The organism is Pantoea allii (assembly GCF_046529425.1).
GTDB classification, from domain to species: Bacteria; Pseudomonadota; Gammaproteobacteria; order Enterobacterales; family Enterobacteriaceae; genus Pantoea; species Pantoea allii.
Genome location: NZ_CP125958.1, coordinates 3,955,328 through 3,968,612, shown reverse-complemented (window position 1 = coordinate 3,968,612; position 13,285 = coordinate 3,955,328). Strand labels below are relative to the sequence as shown.

Below are 13,285 nucleotides of genomic sequence, written 5' to 3'. Positions count from 1 at the left end.
ACAGGAGTGATAAGCAAAAGGCTCAATGCTGAGCCTCTGCAAAAACACATGATTATTCAGGGACGCCAGACGGTGCCGTCCGGGGTGCGGGCCATCGTCCAGCCAGGATTGCCGCCCTCACAGGGGAATTTCGCCGCCAGCGCCTCATTAATATCTATACCCAAACCTGGCTTATCATTAACATAAGCATAGCCCTGCTCAACCTCAGGGCAGCCCGGAAATACCTCACGCAGCGCATCATTCATTGGCGTGTATTCCTGAATGCCGAAGTTGGGTGAGCTCAGATCCAGATGCATATTGGCGCAAACCCCAACCGGTGAAATATCGCCGGGGCTGTGCCAGGCGGTGCGAACCCCATTTAATTCACTGTAAATGGCGATTTTTTTCGCCGGTGTGATACCGCCAATCGAGCTAATGTGGCAGCGGATGTAATCAATCAGTTTATTGTCGATCAACGGCTTCCACTCATTCACATTGACGAACAGCTCGCCCATTGAAATCGGCGTGGAAGATTGCTGGCGCAACATTTTCAGCCACTCGGTATTCTCGGGTGCCACCGGATCTTCAAGGAAGAAAAGCTGATAAGGCTCCAGCGCTTTGGCCATATGAATCGCGTTAATTGGGGTAATACGTTCATGAGCATCATGGAGTAGCTCCACGCTGAAACCCAGCTTATTGCGCAGATGATCAAACAGGCGCGGAATGCTTTTCGCGTAGGCTTCTGGATCAAAATAGATCCCCGGCGCTTTGTTACGTGGCGAGCGCTTGGGTTGAATATTTTTCGCTTTCACCATGCGGGTGGCAATCAGCCTCAGGTCGTCGGTACCTGCACCGCCATACATGCCCATCTGGCAGCGAATATACTGATAACCTTCCTCCATTTTGGCGCGTGCGCTGTCCTCCACTTCGGCTTCATCTGCGCCATCAGTGTGCACATAGAGCGCGATACCGTCGCGACATTTCCCGCCCAGCAGCTCATAAACCGGCAGGCCGGCCTGCTTACCTTTGATATCCCATAGCGCCATATCAATGCCGGAAAGGGCGTTATTCATTACCGGACCGTTACGCCAGTAGCCACTCACGGCGGCGGACTGCCAGATATCTTCGATCCTGGCGGGATCTTTACCAATCAGAAACGGGGCAAGGTACTCGTCAATGGCACTTTGCACGGCATAGATGCGTTGCGTGAAGGTGGCGCAGCCCAAACCATATAACCCTGGCTCATTGGTTTCGATTTTAACCACTACCAGATCGATTCCGCCCGGCGCAGTCAAAATTGTTTTCACGTTGGTGATAAACAGATTACTCACAATAGCTCCTTAATTTTCAGAACATTAGCTGCCACCGTACTCATCGCTGCTGCTCACGGCTCAAAGGTATGTTGTCATACAACATGTTCTTTCTACCACAAAGCTTGCCGATTTCATTTTTGTCCTGCCGTTTTTGTGACAGCGATCGACTGAATCACCTTTCTGTAAATAATCTGTGTTTATATTAATATTATACAATGACTTAGATGGGTTTTTTGTTAAGGCTTTGTGATGCGCGCCTCATAAATACGCATTGTGTATTGATTTAATCTGCTCGTAAATTCACCTTAATAAGATAGTTGTCATACATATTTAAAGGTGAAACATGACTGCAATGTTCGACCTGACCGGTAAAACGGCCTTAATAACCGGTTCCTCCCGGGGGCTGGGTTTTGCCTACGCGGAAGCGCTGGCCGCTGCCGGCGCGCAGGTTATTTTGAACGGTACGCGAGAGGCCGTTCTGACTGACGCCGTGGCACAGCTCGCCGATAAAGGCTTTGGCGTAACCGGAATGGTATTTGATGTCACGAGTGAAAGTGCCATAGAAGAGGCGTTTTCCCGTCTGGACGAGCAGGGGATCGCGGTCGATATCTTAATTAATAACGCCGGGATTCAGTACCGCAAACCCATGCTGGAGCTGGAACTGGAAAACTGGCAAAAGGTGATTGATACCAACCTGACCAGCGCCTTTCTGGTGTCTCGCGCGGCGGCAAAACGCATGATCGCCCGTAATCGTGGCGGAAAAATCATTAATGTCGGCTCGCTGACCAGCCAGGCGGCTCGACCAACCGTCGCACCTTATACCGCCGCCAAGGGCGGCATTAAGATGCTGACCTGCTCAATGGCAGCCGAATGGGCGCAGTTTAATATCCAGACCAATGCGATTGGGCCGGGCTACATCTTAACGGATATGAACAGTGCGCTGGTCAATGATGTCCAGTTCGACAGTTGGGTGAAAAGTAGCAACCCTTCGCAGCGTTGGGGACGACCCGAAGAAGTGGCCGGTACGGCCGTTTTTCTTTCATCGCCTGCCTCAGATTATATCAATGGTCAGATTATTTACGTGGATGGCGGCTGGCTGGCTGTGCTGTAAGCCTCATTGACCCGAGAAGAGGAAAAAGATGTGCATAGCGTAATAACTCATGCCTGTGTGGCAAAGGGCAAAAAAGAGATAGTGGTTGAACAGCGCGAGCTGAAATATTCGGATGATGATGTCGTTGTGAAAGTGGAATGCGGCGGTATCTGCGGCTCTGATATTCACTATTACCACGAAGGGCGCGCTGGATTATCGGTGATCACACAACCGCTGGTGATTGGTCATGAATTTGTAGGGCGCATTTTTCATGCCCCGGCCGCTTCGTCGCTACAGCCGGGGCAAAAAGTCGCGATTAATCCCTCTCAGCCTTGTGGGCGGTGTGAGTATTGTCGGGCAGGTAAGCAGAATGCCTGTGCCACCATGCGGTTTATGGGGAGCGCCCAGTTTACCCCGCACGTGAACGGTGGATTTGCACAGTATGTCGTGGTGCCTGCGCAACAGTGCGTGGCTTACGATGAGCAGGTTCCGTCCAGCGTCATGGCCGTTGCCGAGCCTACTGCGGTAGTGATCCATGCGCTCAATGTGGCAGGCAGCATCGTGGGTAAAAAGGTGCTGGTGATGGGCGCGGGCCCCATAGGCGCATTAGCGATTGCGGCGGCAAGAGCTTCCGGCGCGGCAGAGATTGTGGCGTTTGATCTGAGCGAGCGTTGCCGCCGAATTGCGGTGGAAATGGGGGCTGACGCGGCGGTGGATGCAAGCGATCAGGCCGCCGTTGCCCGCTATGGTGAAAACCGGGGATATTTTGACGTCACGCTGGAAGCCAGCGGCGCAGAAGCGGCGATTGAATCCAGTATTCTGGTGACGCGACCAGGCGGCGTTGTGGTTCAAATAGGCATGGGAAAAAGTCCACTTAATTTTCCTGTGGCACAGATGCTGGTAAAAGAAATAAGTTGGAAAGGCTCCTTCCGCTTTATTGATGAATTTGACGTTGCGGTTAAATGGCTGGAAAAAGGCATTATCGATCCGCGTCCAATTCTCTCCGGTCATTATGACTATCACGATATTGAGGCAGCATTAAATGCGGCCAGTGATAAAACGCAACATTCAAAAGTATTAGTTCAGTTTTCATAAAAGACACTAAAACAAGTCGTCATGACTGTGGCTAAAAAACAGCAGTAATTATCGCGGGTGAAAATAAGCTCACGCTCGCGTGAGCGGCGCTCGCCTGTCATTTAATGGTCTGTTAACGCATCGTCGACCTCAGGGTGAAAGCATGAGTCATTCAAATACCAACACCACCAAACGTAATACGTCTGATCTTGTCAGGGCCTCCGTGTCAGGATGGCTGGGTACAACGTTAGAGTTTATGGATTTCCAGCTCTATTCTCTTGGTGCGGCATTAGTTTTTCATGAAGTGTTTTTTCCCGAACAGTCCGGTGCAATGGCGCTGATTCTGGCAATGGGAACCTACGGTGCCGGTTATATTGCACGAATCGTCGGGGCCGTTTTTTTTGGTAAAATGGGCGACCGCGTTGGCCGTAAAAAAGTCCTGTTTATTACTATCGCCTTAATGGGCGTGAGTACCACCTTAATTGGCGTATTACCGACCTATCAGCAGGTGGGCATTTTAGCGCCCTTACTGCTGGTCGCACTGCGTATTATTCAGGGTTTAGGCGCCGGTGCAGAAATATCAGGTGCCAGCACGATGCTGGCTGAATATGCACCTAAAGGTAAAAAGGGCATTATCGCCTCGCTGGTTGCGATGGGAACCAACTGCGGTACCTTGAGTGCAACGGCAATCTGGGCGGCCATGTTTTTCTTCTTCACCAATGACGACGTGATTGCCTGGGCATGGCGCATTCCTTTCCTGGCCAGTTTCGTGGTGATGGGCTTTGCTATCTGGCTGCGCTTTAACCTGAAAGAAAGCCCGGTGTTTGAAAATGTCGCCCAATCCGCCACCGTTAAGCCCCACGAACAGCCAAGCCAGTCCGTTTTCCCGTTAATGAAGGGCAAAGCCTTCTGGATTGCTACCGGGTTGCGATTTGGTCAGGCGGGTAACTCAGGCATCATTCAGACCTTTCTGGCGGGTTATATGGTCCAGACGCTGTTGTTCAACAAGGCGGTTCCCACTGATGCCATCATGGTGAGTTCGGTCATTGGTTTTCTGTCCATTCCCCTTATCGGCTGGCTGTCAGACCGGATAGGGCGTCGAATTCCCTACCGCATACTGACGCTGGGCTCGATTATTCTGGCTTACCCGATGATTTCGCTGATCGTCGATAAAGCGCAGTCCGTCAGTACCATCATGGTTTGCCTGATCGTGATCCACAACATCGCCGTATTAGGCCAGGCTGCGATTGAAGGGATCACCATGGCGGAGATGTTTGGTTCCAGAAACCGTTTTGCTCAGATGGCTATCTCGAAGGAAATCGGAGGGCTGTTTGCCACCGGATTAGGGCCGCTGCTGGCTGGCATTTTCTGCCAGCTCACGGGCTCATGGTATCCGATTGCGGTCATGTTGATCTGCTATTCCTGTATTGGTCTGGTGGCATCACTGGTTATGCCTGAGGTGGCCGATCGGGATCTTACCGTGGAGGCTGATGCGTCAGGCGGCGTACCTGCGGGTCGTCAGCACATTGCCCCCACGCTCCGGGCAGGAAGCGGCGAGTGATGTCTGGGGCTGGGTGTTAGCGCAGGACTTTGTTGTAACGCATGAGATAGAATGGCGTCATGTAGGACATCATATGAGACAGTGTTGTGAGCATAAAATCCATTCAGAAACAGAACGTCGTTAACGAAGTGTTCGAGCAAATTAAGGCCAGGCTACTGGACGGTAGCTGGTCTGCAGGCACGCGTTTGCCTTCTGAAGCGGAGCTGACGCACTCTTTTAATGTAAGCCGCGTCAGTATCAGGAGTGCGGTCCAACGCCTGCGCGATCTCGGCATTGTGATTACGCGTCAGGGCAGCGGCAGCTATGTGTGTGAAGACTTTTCGCCGCACATGCTCAACAATAACGCCAGACCGTTAATGCATCTGAGCCGGGAAGCGTTTAACGACATGATGGTCTTTCGCCAGACCGTTGAGTTTAAATGTGTTGAGCTGGCCGTGGAACACGCGACGGAAGAGGATATCGGCCTGTTGGAGCACGCGCTCAATAATATGCTCATCAACAAAGGCGATTATAAGAAGTACTCGGAAGCGGATTACGACTTTCATCTGGCGATTATCCGTGCCTCTCATAACAGTGTGTTTTACAACGTGATGAAGTCCATTAAAGATATTTATTACTATTATCTTGAGGAGCTGAATCGCTCACTGGGCATCACGCTTGAAAGCGTTGAAGCACATATCAAAGTGTTTATGGCGATTAAAAACCGTGACGCCTCCTCGGCGGTACAAGTGCTTAACGAGGCGATGAAACATAACGTGGTCGCGATAGAGATGATTAAAAAAGAGGAAGGTCATTAGGACGCACGTTTTTGTGCGGCTAAGGCTATCTCGCTGTCCGTCGGGTGAGGACAGGAAAACAAGATTCACCGGCTGCTTTGTGCTTTTATCTTGTGCTCTGCCTGTCCGTTTATCACCGGCCACGCCACGGTCATTGCGTGACGCGTTCAGGGATGAAGGCGTGCCGATCAGGATGGCAAGGTGTTATTCAGCACGGATCAGCAGAATAAAAAAGGGAGCCAACAGGCTCCCTCGTCGATCAATGCAGACAGCACTGCTTGTATTTTTTACCGCTGCCACAGGGGCAGGGATCGTTCCTGCCCGGCTGTTTTTCCGCCGTTATCGGCTGCTGTATCTGTGGAATGGCTTCTGGCTGTGAGATCCAGTAATCATGAAGCGCCAGCGCGGCAGGGCAAATCGCATCAATGCTGCTTTCCATTTCTTCTGGCGTGAGTGCATCCACCTTTTCCAGGTTCTCTTCGAGACCATGTAAGGCGATAGCGTCCAGTGACGTCTGAAGCGCCGCGGGAAGCGCAGACCAGTCCGTTAATGCCACGCCACGCATGTAGCCGTAGCACCACTCTTCAACCACGGTAAATTCCAGCCCTTCCATTTCGCGTACGCCAAACAGCGGTTCAAACTGTTCCGGAAACTCAGATAAGCGGTCAGCAATGTCATTCATATGCTGAAAGCTGAGTTCCATAAAGCGCGTCATTTCACGCTCATTACTCCATTTAGGAATATGTTTTTCGCCGCCCCAGAGCGCAATTAACCACCGGCTGGGTTCTACCATTGTTGGGCCTGAAAGCACGGCGGTAAGCAGGCCGTCCAGTTCGGAGACGTCAAGAATCGACGCTTCACTGCCGTATTTTTCCAGCATATCTTCGAGCCATTGCAGCTCTTTTTCGCTTAACGGGCCTTCTTTCATGGGTATCTCCGGGCGTATCTGGTGCAGCAGAAAATTTACTGCGTGTAAAAACGCGCAGTGTACACGCTTATTGCGCTAATGGCAGCGTCGTCAGATTGCCCTGAGCGGCAACAGACTCGGCAGAGGCATTACCTCACCCGCTATGTTACTCTCCGCGACCTGCAACGCGCTTTGCTGCACGATCGGGGTTATCTGGCGCTAGCCTGCTTCGTTTCTCTGACGGAGGTTTGTATCAGGCGACAACCTGTTGCCTGAAAAGCATCATCAGAGGCATAAAGATTCGGCTACGTCGTGCCGATATAAGCACCGCGGTATACGCCGGCATGATGCTGATATGAACGTTCGTCAGTGCCTGATAACAACAATAAGATGGGCGCGAGTGAGTGACCAGAAAAGAGTATAAAACCCGGAGGTTATCCGGCCTGTTGAGCGGATGCAGCCGTCTGTTTAAGCGCAGCACTATGCTGATAATCTGTACGCTGTTGTTAGCCGCCTGCGGAACGCTGTCGCAAACCTCTGCGCCGACAGGCGACAGGCTTTATCTGACGCACAGCGACTTCCATGACAACCTGGACGATCTGGTGCGCCATTATATGCAGCGCAAACAGGTGTCCGGCATCAGCATCGCCATTATCCACCATCACAATCCGACCCTGTTTTACAGCGCTGGCGTCACCGATGACGTACATCGCTATCCGATTACGCCTGATACCTTATTTGCGCTCGGCTCACTAAGTAAAGGCGTGACCGCAGAAGTCATTATCGAACAGGTTAACGAAGGCCAACTGCACTGGAGTGACACACTGGCCGATTTACTGCCCTCTGACGTCAGGTTAAGTCAGGATGCACGCCATATCACGTTGTTACAGTTGGTGACCCATACGTCCGGTCTGCCGCGTCAGGATATGGATTTGCCGATGTTTATGCAGTTTATTGGCTATCTGCGTAGCGGTCAGAATTTTTATGGCAACCTGGATAGTGATGCGGTGCTGGAATACCTGGCCGATTTTTCTGCCCCGCGTCAGCGGGTGCCGCAATACTCTAACCTTGGCTATGCGCTGCTGGGCTATATTTTGCGAGAACGGTGCCACAATGATATTGAAACGCTGGCCCACCAACGAATTTTCCGACCCCTGGGAATGAATAACACCGGCTTTGTGCCTGAACGGTTAAGCGGTTTTGCCATGCGCGCGTTAGGTCATGCTGGCGATCAGCCAAAGTTTATCCCGCGCGGTGACCTTACCCCGGACTGGCGTTTCCATCGTAATATGGTCGCGGCTGGCAGCCTTTACAGTAGCGCACGGGACCTGAGCGTCTATCTGCGCGCACATCTCAACGCCGTCGCCGATCCTGCGCTCAACCGGGCTTTTGCAGAGGTCAATAAAGGCGTGTATCAGCAGGGCTCGCAAACGCAGAACATCGCCTGGGTAACAGACAGGCTGGCAGGAAGAAATGTGACTTATCAGGTCGGTTATATTGGTGGTTATTCTGCCTTTATTGGCTTTGACAGGCAGGCTGGCAATGCCATCGTGGTCCTGCAAAACGCGTTTAACTGGAGTAACTATCTTGGTATCACATTGCTGCTTAACCTGGCAGAGAAAGACAGGTAAGGTATAGGTTGGGTCCGGAATGAGTCGTGATTCCTTACACTTACCTTTATGAGTGACGGAACCGCAACCCTGTTTAGATTGTCTTCAGAGTAGTCTACTGTTATTAAAATCAATTCAATGTGGAAATTATTATGCGCAGGACTCAAATTGCTTTTATTTCAGCTGGTTTACTGTTCGGCTCGCTGAGCCTGATTCCCGCGGCCCAGGCTGCGGGTGAAACCACCGATAACGTGCCACCGCCACCGCAGGTTCAGCCAGCCGATCCCGCTGCTCAGCCTGGCGATAACAACGCGCAACCTGGTGCGGGCACCGCCCAGCCTGGCAACGCACCTGCCCAGCCGCAGGCACCGATGAGTTCTGACTCCAATGACGGTATTACCCCAACAACGCCTTCGCAGTCAGCTGGCAATCCGGGTAAGCCGAATTACGATCTCAGCACCATTATCATCGATTATAAAGAGCACAAAATCGGTGATACCGTGCCAGACAAGTATCGGAGCAAGACTTACACCATCACTGAGTGGCAGAAACGCAACTTGCCTGCGCCTCAGCCAGATACGCACTGGGCTTATATCAATGCCAATTACATCCTGATCACCAACGACACCGGTAAGATCGTTATGGGTAAATCTGGCGATATCTTCTTCCGCGGATAATCCTGCGGCGTTATGTCAGCAGGAATCGCTTCAACGGCCTCATTAAGAGGCCGTTTTCTTTTTTCTGTCTGTTTTTTATCTGTGGTGACTTCTCAACCTTTCTGCAACATGGCAACGTATTTTTACTAACCGCACAGAAGGAGGCCAAATGTCACAGCACGTCAATCAGTATGGTCAACCGGTAGGGCAATCGCTGCCTGACTGGCAGCCACGTCCTTTACCTCAGCGTGAGGTGTTTCAGGGGCAGGTTTGCCGTCTGGAACCTTTTAGTGTCGCGGCGCATGCGAATGCGCTCTGGCAGGCCTGGTCGTTAGCCGAAGATGGCCGTGACTGGACCTACCTTTCTGAGGGACCGTTTAATGATGAAGCCGCCTGGTTAGCCCATGCCAGTACAATGGAGGAGAGCCGGGACCCGTTGCATTTCAGCGTCATTGATGTTGAAACCGGTCAGGCCGTCGGTACGTTGTCGCTGATGCGTATCGATGCGGCAAATGGGGCGATGGAAGTAGGATATGTCACCTTTTCCCGCTTGCTAAAGCAGACAAGAATGGCGACCGAAGCGCATTTTCTGTTGATGCGTTACGCCTTTGAGCAACTTGGCTACCGGCGCTATGAGTGGAAATGTGACAGTTGCAATCTGCCCTCACGCCGGGCCGCGCTTCGTTTAGGGTTTCGTTATGAAGGTGAATTTCGTCAGGCGCGGGTTTATAAAGGTCGCACGCGCAATACCTGTTGGTTTTCTGTCATCGACAGTGAATGGCCACACGTCAAAAACGGCCTGACGCGCTGGCTGGCAGAAGCTAACTTTACTCCCGATGGACAGCAGCGTGAAAAGCTGGAAACCTTACGCGGCTAAGGCCTGAGTCGCGGGAAACGTTCAGACAAGCATATATTTCATGGTCGCCATGAGCAGCGTGGTGGTCATGACCATCATCAGGCGCTTGACCCAGCACATATCGTTTTTTAGATTGCCTACGTCCGTTTTGAGTTCAGCGACGTCCGTTTTGAGCTCAGCCACGTCTGTCTTAAGTTCAGCGACGTCCGTCTTGAGCTCAGCCACGTCTGTCTTGAGCTCAGCCACGTCTGTCTTAAGTTCAGCGACGTCTGTCTTGAGTTCAGCCACGTCCTTTTTGAGCTCAGCCACGTCTGTCTTGAGTATAGCAACGTCTGTCTTGAGCTCAGCAACATCCGTCTTGAGTTCAGCCACGTCCTTCTTAAGTTCAGCAACGTCTGTCTTTAGCTCAGCAACGTCTGTCTTGAGTTCATCCACATCTGTCTTGAGTTTAGCAACGTCTGTCTTGAGCTCAGCCACGTCCGTCTTAAGTTCAGCCACGTCTGTCTTAAGTTCAGCAACATCCGTCTTGAGTTCAGCGACGTCGGTTTTGAGTTCAACAATATCCGCCCTGAATACATCGTTATCCGTCTGAAGGACTTCTACACCTTTCGCAACATCGCCTGTTTCGGTTCTGAGGTCGGACTCCGCTTTCTTCAACTGCGTGCTTAACATCATAATATGCTGATTTTGAAACTGAAAAGCCCGCATGACATCGGCTCGCGAAAGGGCATTGTCCTGCTGTAGTTCAGAAAAAATAGCCACCATCGCTTCTGCCTGGCGATCGTTGATGCCTGCTCGTTGTAAACGTTTAAATGCTTTGTGTGTATTCATCATTGCGAGTGTCATTCATGCGTTTTCCCGTTTCATCACACCATGAGCACATCATGTCAGGAGAAGCGGTGTAGTCACAGAAGGGAAAGACTATATTGCGTATTAAATCTTAATATATCAATTAGTTAAACGAGTAGTTTGCATCATTTTGCGGGGCGGTACGCAAAAAATGCGTCATCAGTCTGCCTCTCTTACACAGCCTGTTTAATTGGCTGTGTAAGAGGCTGGCGCTCACTGCTGTGGTTAACGGCGGAGGTGGAGAAGCATCAGGGAACGGGCACAACCTTTAACTCGACCAGACCGATGCCAAGTTTGCGCGGGTCCTGACCGGGGATGTTGTTAAGATTGCTGAGCTGCGGTTCCGGCGGAATAAGGGTTAACCGAGAGCTGCCGTGGGCATTATCAAAACGCAGCGTCTGGGTTGACGTCTGCTCACCCAGCGTTAACCGCTGCTGCGTATCACCCACGCGAACGGTTGTTGGCCTGTGCGCATTCGGACCATAGGCGCGAGCGGTTATCACCAGATCGAATTTAGCGGGCAAGGGGTTAACGAACTCAATCGTCACCGCCGGGGCGAGGTTGGCATTTGACCAGCGTCCCCAGGACTCTGGACGGGAAATGCCGCTGAACTGCTTCACGCTTTCCGGTGCGCCGGGAAGCGCGAACAGAAAGCTGTCGGCGTGATAACGAATCGCATTGTCTTCGAGGCGAAGCTGCGCCACAGCATGCTGATAACTGGCATCGTTCAGTCTATCTGCCGGGAACTGCACCTTGCCTTTCCACTGGGGTTTATCGATGCGCGTGACGGAAGGATGCCCCGCGAGCTGGCCCATCGCCAGGCACCAGTCGCCCGACAGAGCAAGCGCCGGTTGCCAGATACGCGCAATTTTAAAACAGCGATCGACCCAGACAAACTTTTCTGCCGCCGCAAAGTCGGCCAACTGGTAGCGTAAAGGCGCTGAATATTCGCCTTCCGGCAGTGGCTCCACATGCTTATCCGTGACGCGCAACAGGATGGGTAACGTAAAGCTGGTGCCGGAAAAGCTGAACATATTGTTGGTCTGGTCAAGGGTAACGCTGTCGATCATTTTGGGGAAATTCCACAGCTGAATGATATTGGCTTTCCAGCTCAGCACTTTGGTTTTCATATCCTCAAACTGGCTCGATAGCGACACCGCTGACAGGCTGCTGCGTCCCAAACCTATCGCATTATCGCCGCCCAGGATATCCAGCAGCGTCGCGCCGTTATCCAGCGTACTACGCTTCATATCAATCACCTCTGCCTGTGGCTGGTCACCGCGAATCACCATAAAGAGATCGTGACGGGGATGCGTGATCAGGAACGGATGCGCCGTGTTATTCATGGCCAGATGATCCGACGCCACCACAATCACGGTGTGCTTAAACCAGGGTGACGCTTTAATGCGGGCGATTAATCGGGCGATATGTTCCTGCGAGCAGGACACCGCACTGAACGACTGATTTGGCTTGCCCGCATAGCTGTAACTTTTGCGCTGGCAACTCCGGGAAATAAATCCATCGGGATGATGGGTATCCACCGTGAGCGTAAACAGGGCAAAACGTGTCTGCTGACGTGAAAGTGCCTCATAGGTTTCAAACACCTCATCCAGCACGGTATCGTCGTAATAACCCCAGTTATTTCGATAAGCCGGATCGTTGACCTTGTCTTTGAGCTCCTGCGATCCATACATGTGTGCGGGGTCAAAACCGTGAGAGCGCAAAAAGACATCTTTACCCGCAAAGCGCAGGTCCGCGCCCTGGATAAACCAGTTTTCATAACCGGAGTTTTTTAAAATATCCCCCAGGCAAACGTTTTGTGGATAGAAGCTGGAAAGGGAGGCGGAAGCGTTGCCGTCGAAAGGGGCAAAAAGAGGAATACCGCACATTGATGCCACCATGCCCGCAATCGTGTAATCGGTTCCGGGAAGTTGCTCAGTCTGGCTGAAATCGATGCTTTGCTCTTTCTCCCGGCTCAGCTCGGGGGCCAGCCCGGGAAAGGCAATCTGGTCGAAGTAGGTCCGCTCCAGGCTTTCAGCGTAAATATAAACGACGTTTAGCGCAGGCTGTTCAATGCGTTTTTTGGGCACCTTATAAAGGGTGCCAAAGTCAGAGTTTTCGCGCAGTGAGTGCGAGGTAATGAGTGAGCTGACCTGCTGAAAAGCCGGCGTTGTTTGTATCGCGCCGGCGGCACAGGCGAAAGCCAGCAGGCTCCAGCCAAAATGAAAGGGCCGCTCGCGGCGGCGCAGCAGCCATGATAAGGCGCAAAACAGCAAAAACAGGACGGTGATAAGACCAAGAGCAGGCACGACGTATTTACTCAGGCCGGCACCGGTCAGGCTGTTAGTTAAGGTATAAACCACGGCGTCGGTAATGCCATCGCCGGTAAAATAATTGCTGGCAAACAGCGTGGCATTGAGCACCACAAACAGCATCAGTAAGAATAATGTGAGGTAAAACCAGATTCTGTTTCGGCCTGCTTTACAGGAATAAACAGCAATCGCGGTCAGAAAAAGTATAACTGACACGAATTCGGACAACGTCAAATCCTCTTATGAAATGAACATGTCTCTTCTCAAAGGGGACATTTTCATGGATTTTTGGCTCAATCTAT

The 13,285-nt window shown here is 51.8% G+C and carries 11 protein-coding genes; 7 read left to right on the top strand and 4 right to left on the bottom strand.

Annotated elements, in window-relative coordinates; translation table 11 throughout:
• Nucleotides 1-56: 56 nt before the first annotated feature.
• Nucleotides 57-1,310, bottom strand: coding sequence for an enolase C-terminal domain-like protein (locus QNH99_RS18700; protein WP_063878287.1), 1,254 nt, complete (start codon nucleotides 1,308-1,310; stop codon nucleotides 57-59).
• Between the two features lie 325 nt (nucleotides 1,311-1,635).
• Between QNH99_RS18700 and QNH99_RS18695 the strand changes: the two genes are divergently transcribed.
• From QNH99_RS18695 to QNH99_RS18680, 4 genes are all read left to right on the top strand, one after another.
• Complete coding sequence (locus QNH99_RS18695) at nucleotides 1,636-2,403, top strand: SDR family oxidoreductase (protein WP_410517040.1); 768 nt, start codon at nucleotides 1,636-1,638, stop codon at nucleotides 2,401-2,403.
• Nucleotides 2,404-2,433: 30 nt separating this feature from the next.
• Entirely contained in the window at nucleotides 2,434-3,477 is a 1,044-nt protein-coding gene (gene idnD / locus QNH99_RS18690; RefSeq protein ID WP_145393558.1) for an L-idonate 5-dehydrogenase, read from the top strand.
• 142 nt (nucleotides 3,478-3,619) lie between these two features.
• Nucleotides 3,620-5,017, top strand: coding sequence for an MFS transporter (locus QNH99_RS18685; protein ID WP_096011362.1), 1,398 nt, complete (start codon nucleotides 3,620-3,622; stop codon nucleotides 5,015-5,017).
• Between the two features lie 86 nt (nucleotides 5,018-5,103).
• Nucleotides 5,104-5,814 carry a FadR/GntR family transcriptional regulator gene (locus QNH99_RS18680; RefSeq protein WP_063878291.1) on the top strand — a complete coding sequence of 237 codons (711 nt, stop codon included), beginning with the start codon at nucleotides 5,104-5,106 and terminating at the stop codon, nucleotides 5,812-5,814.
• 238 nt (nucleotides 5,815-6,052) lie between these two features.
• Here the strand turns inward: QNH99_RS18680 and QNH99_RS18675 are convergent, their stop codons facing one another.
• Nucleotides 6,053-6,721, bottom strand: a complete 669-nt coding sequence (locus QNH99_RS18675) for a YecA family protein (RefSeq protein WP_145393560.1) — start codon at nucleotides 6,719-6,721, stop codon at nucleotides 6,053-6,055.
• A gap of 467 nt (nucleotides 6,722-7,188) precedes the next feature.
• On the opposite strand from QNH99_RS18675, the gene QNH99_RS18670 reads away from it, so the two are divergent.
• The 3 genes from QNH99_RS18670 (at nucleotide 7,189) to QNH99_RS18660 (ending at nucleotide 9,843) form a co-directional block, all read left to right on the top strand.
• Nucleotides 7,189-8,331 (top strand): serine hydrolase domain-containing protein, encoded by a 1,143-nt coding sequence (locus QNH99_RS18670; protein ID WP_410517685.1) that lies wholly within the window; start codon nucleotides 7,189-7,191, stop codon nucleotides 8,329-8,331.
• A gap of 131 nt (nucleotides 8,332-8,462) precedes the next feature.
• Complete coding sequence (locus QNH99_RS18665) at nucleotides 8,463-8,987, top strand: RcnB family protein (protein ID WP_096011365.1); 525 nt, start codon at nucleotides 8,463-8,465, stop codon at nucleotides 8,985-8,987.
• Between the two features lie 148 nt (nucleotides 8,988-9,135).
• Nucleotides 9,136-9,843: a GNAT family N-acetyltransferase gene (locus tag QNH99_RS18660; RefSeq protein ID WP_172897593.1), complete on the top strand. Its 708-nt coding sequence runs from the start codon at nucleotides 9,136-9,138 to the stop codon at nucleotides 9,841-9,843.
• A gap of 21 nt (nucleotides 9,844-9,864) precedes the next feature.
• On the opposite strand, the gene QNH99_RS18655 is transcribed toward QNH99_RS18660, so the two are convergent.
• Complete coding sequence (locus tag QNH99_RS18655; protein ID WP_410517039.1) at nucleotides 9,865-10,668, bottom strand: hypothetical protein; 804 nt, start codon at nucleotides 10,666-10,668, stop codon at nucleotides 9,865-9,867.
• A gap of 251 nt (nucleotides 10,669-10,919) precedes the next feature.
• Nucleotides 10,920-13,211 (bottom strand): phosphatidylglycerol--membrane-oligosaccharide glycerophosphotransferase, encoded by a 2,292-nt coding sequence (gene opgB / locus QNH99_RS18650; RefSeq protein WP_410517038.1) that lies wholly within the window; start codon nucleotides 13,209-13,211, stop codon nucleotides 10,920-10,922.
• Nucleotides 13,212-13,285 lie beyond the last annotated feature (74 nt).

Excerpts from the sequence above, each read along its gene's own strand:
- QNH99_RS18695 (WP_410517040.1), top strand. The coding sequence starts at position 1,636 with ATGACTGCAATGTTCGACCTGACCGGTAAAACGGCCTTAATAACCGGT.
- QNH99_RS18685 (WP_096011362.1), top strand. The coding sequence starts at position 3,620 with ATGAGTCATTCAAATACCAACACCACCAAACGTAATACGTCTGATCTT.
- QNH99_RS18675 (WP_145393560.1), bottom strand. The coding sequence starts at position 6,721 with ATGAAAGAAGGCCCGTTAAGCGAAAAAGAGCTGCAATGGCTCGAAGAT.
- QNH99_RS18665 (WP_096011365.1), top strand. The coding sequence starts at position 8,463 with ATGCGCAGGACTCAAATTGCTTTTATTTCAGCTGGTTTACTGTTCGGC.
- QNH99_RS18660 (WP_172897593.1), top strand. The coding sequence starts at position 9,136 with ATGTCACAGCACGTCAATCAGTATGGTCAACCGGTAGGGCAATCGCTG.
- QNH99_RS18655 (WP_410517039.1), bottom strand. The coding sequence starts at position 10,668 with ATGACACTCGCAATGATGAATACACACAAAGCATTTAAACGTTTACAA.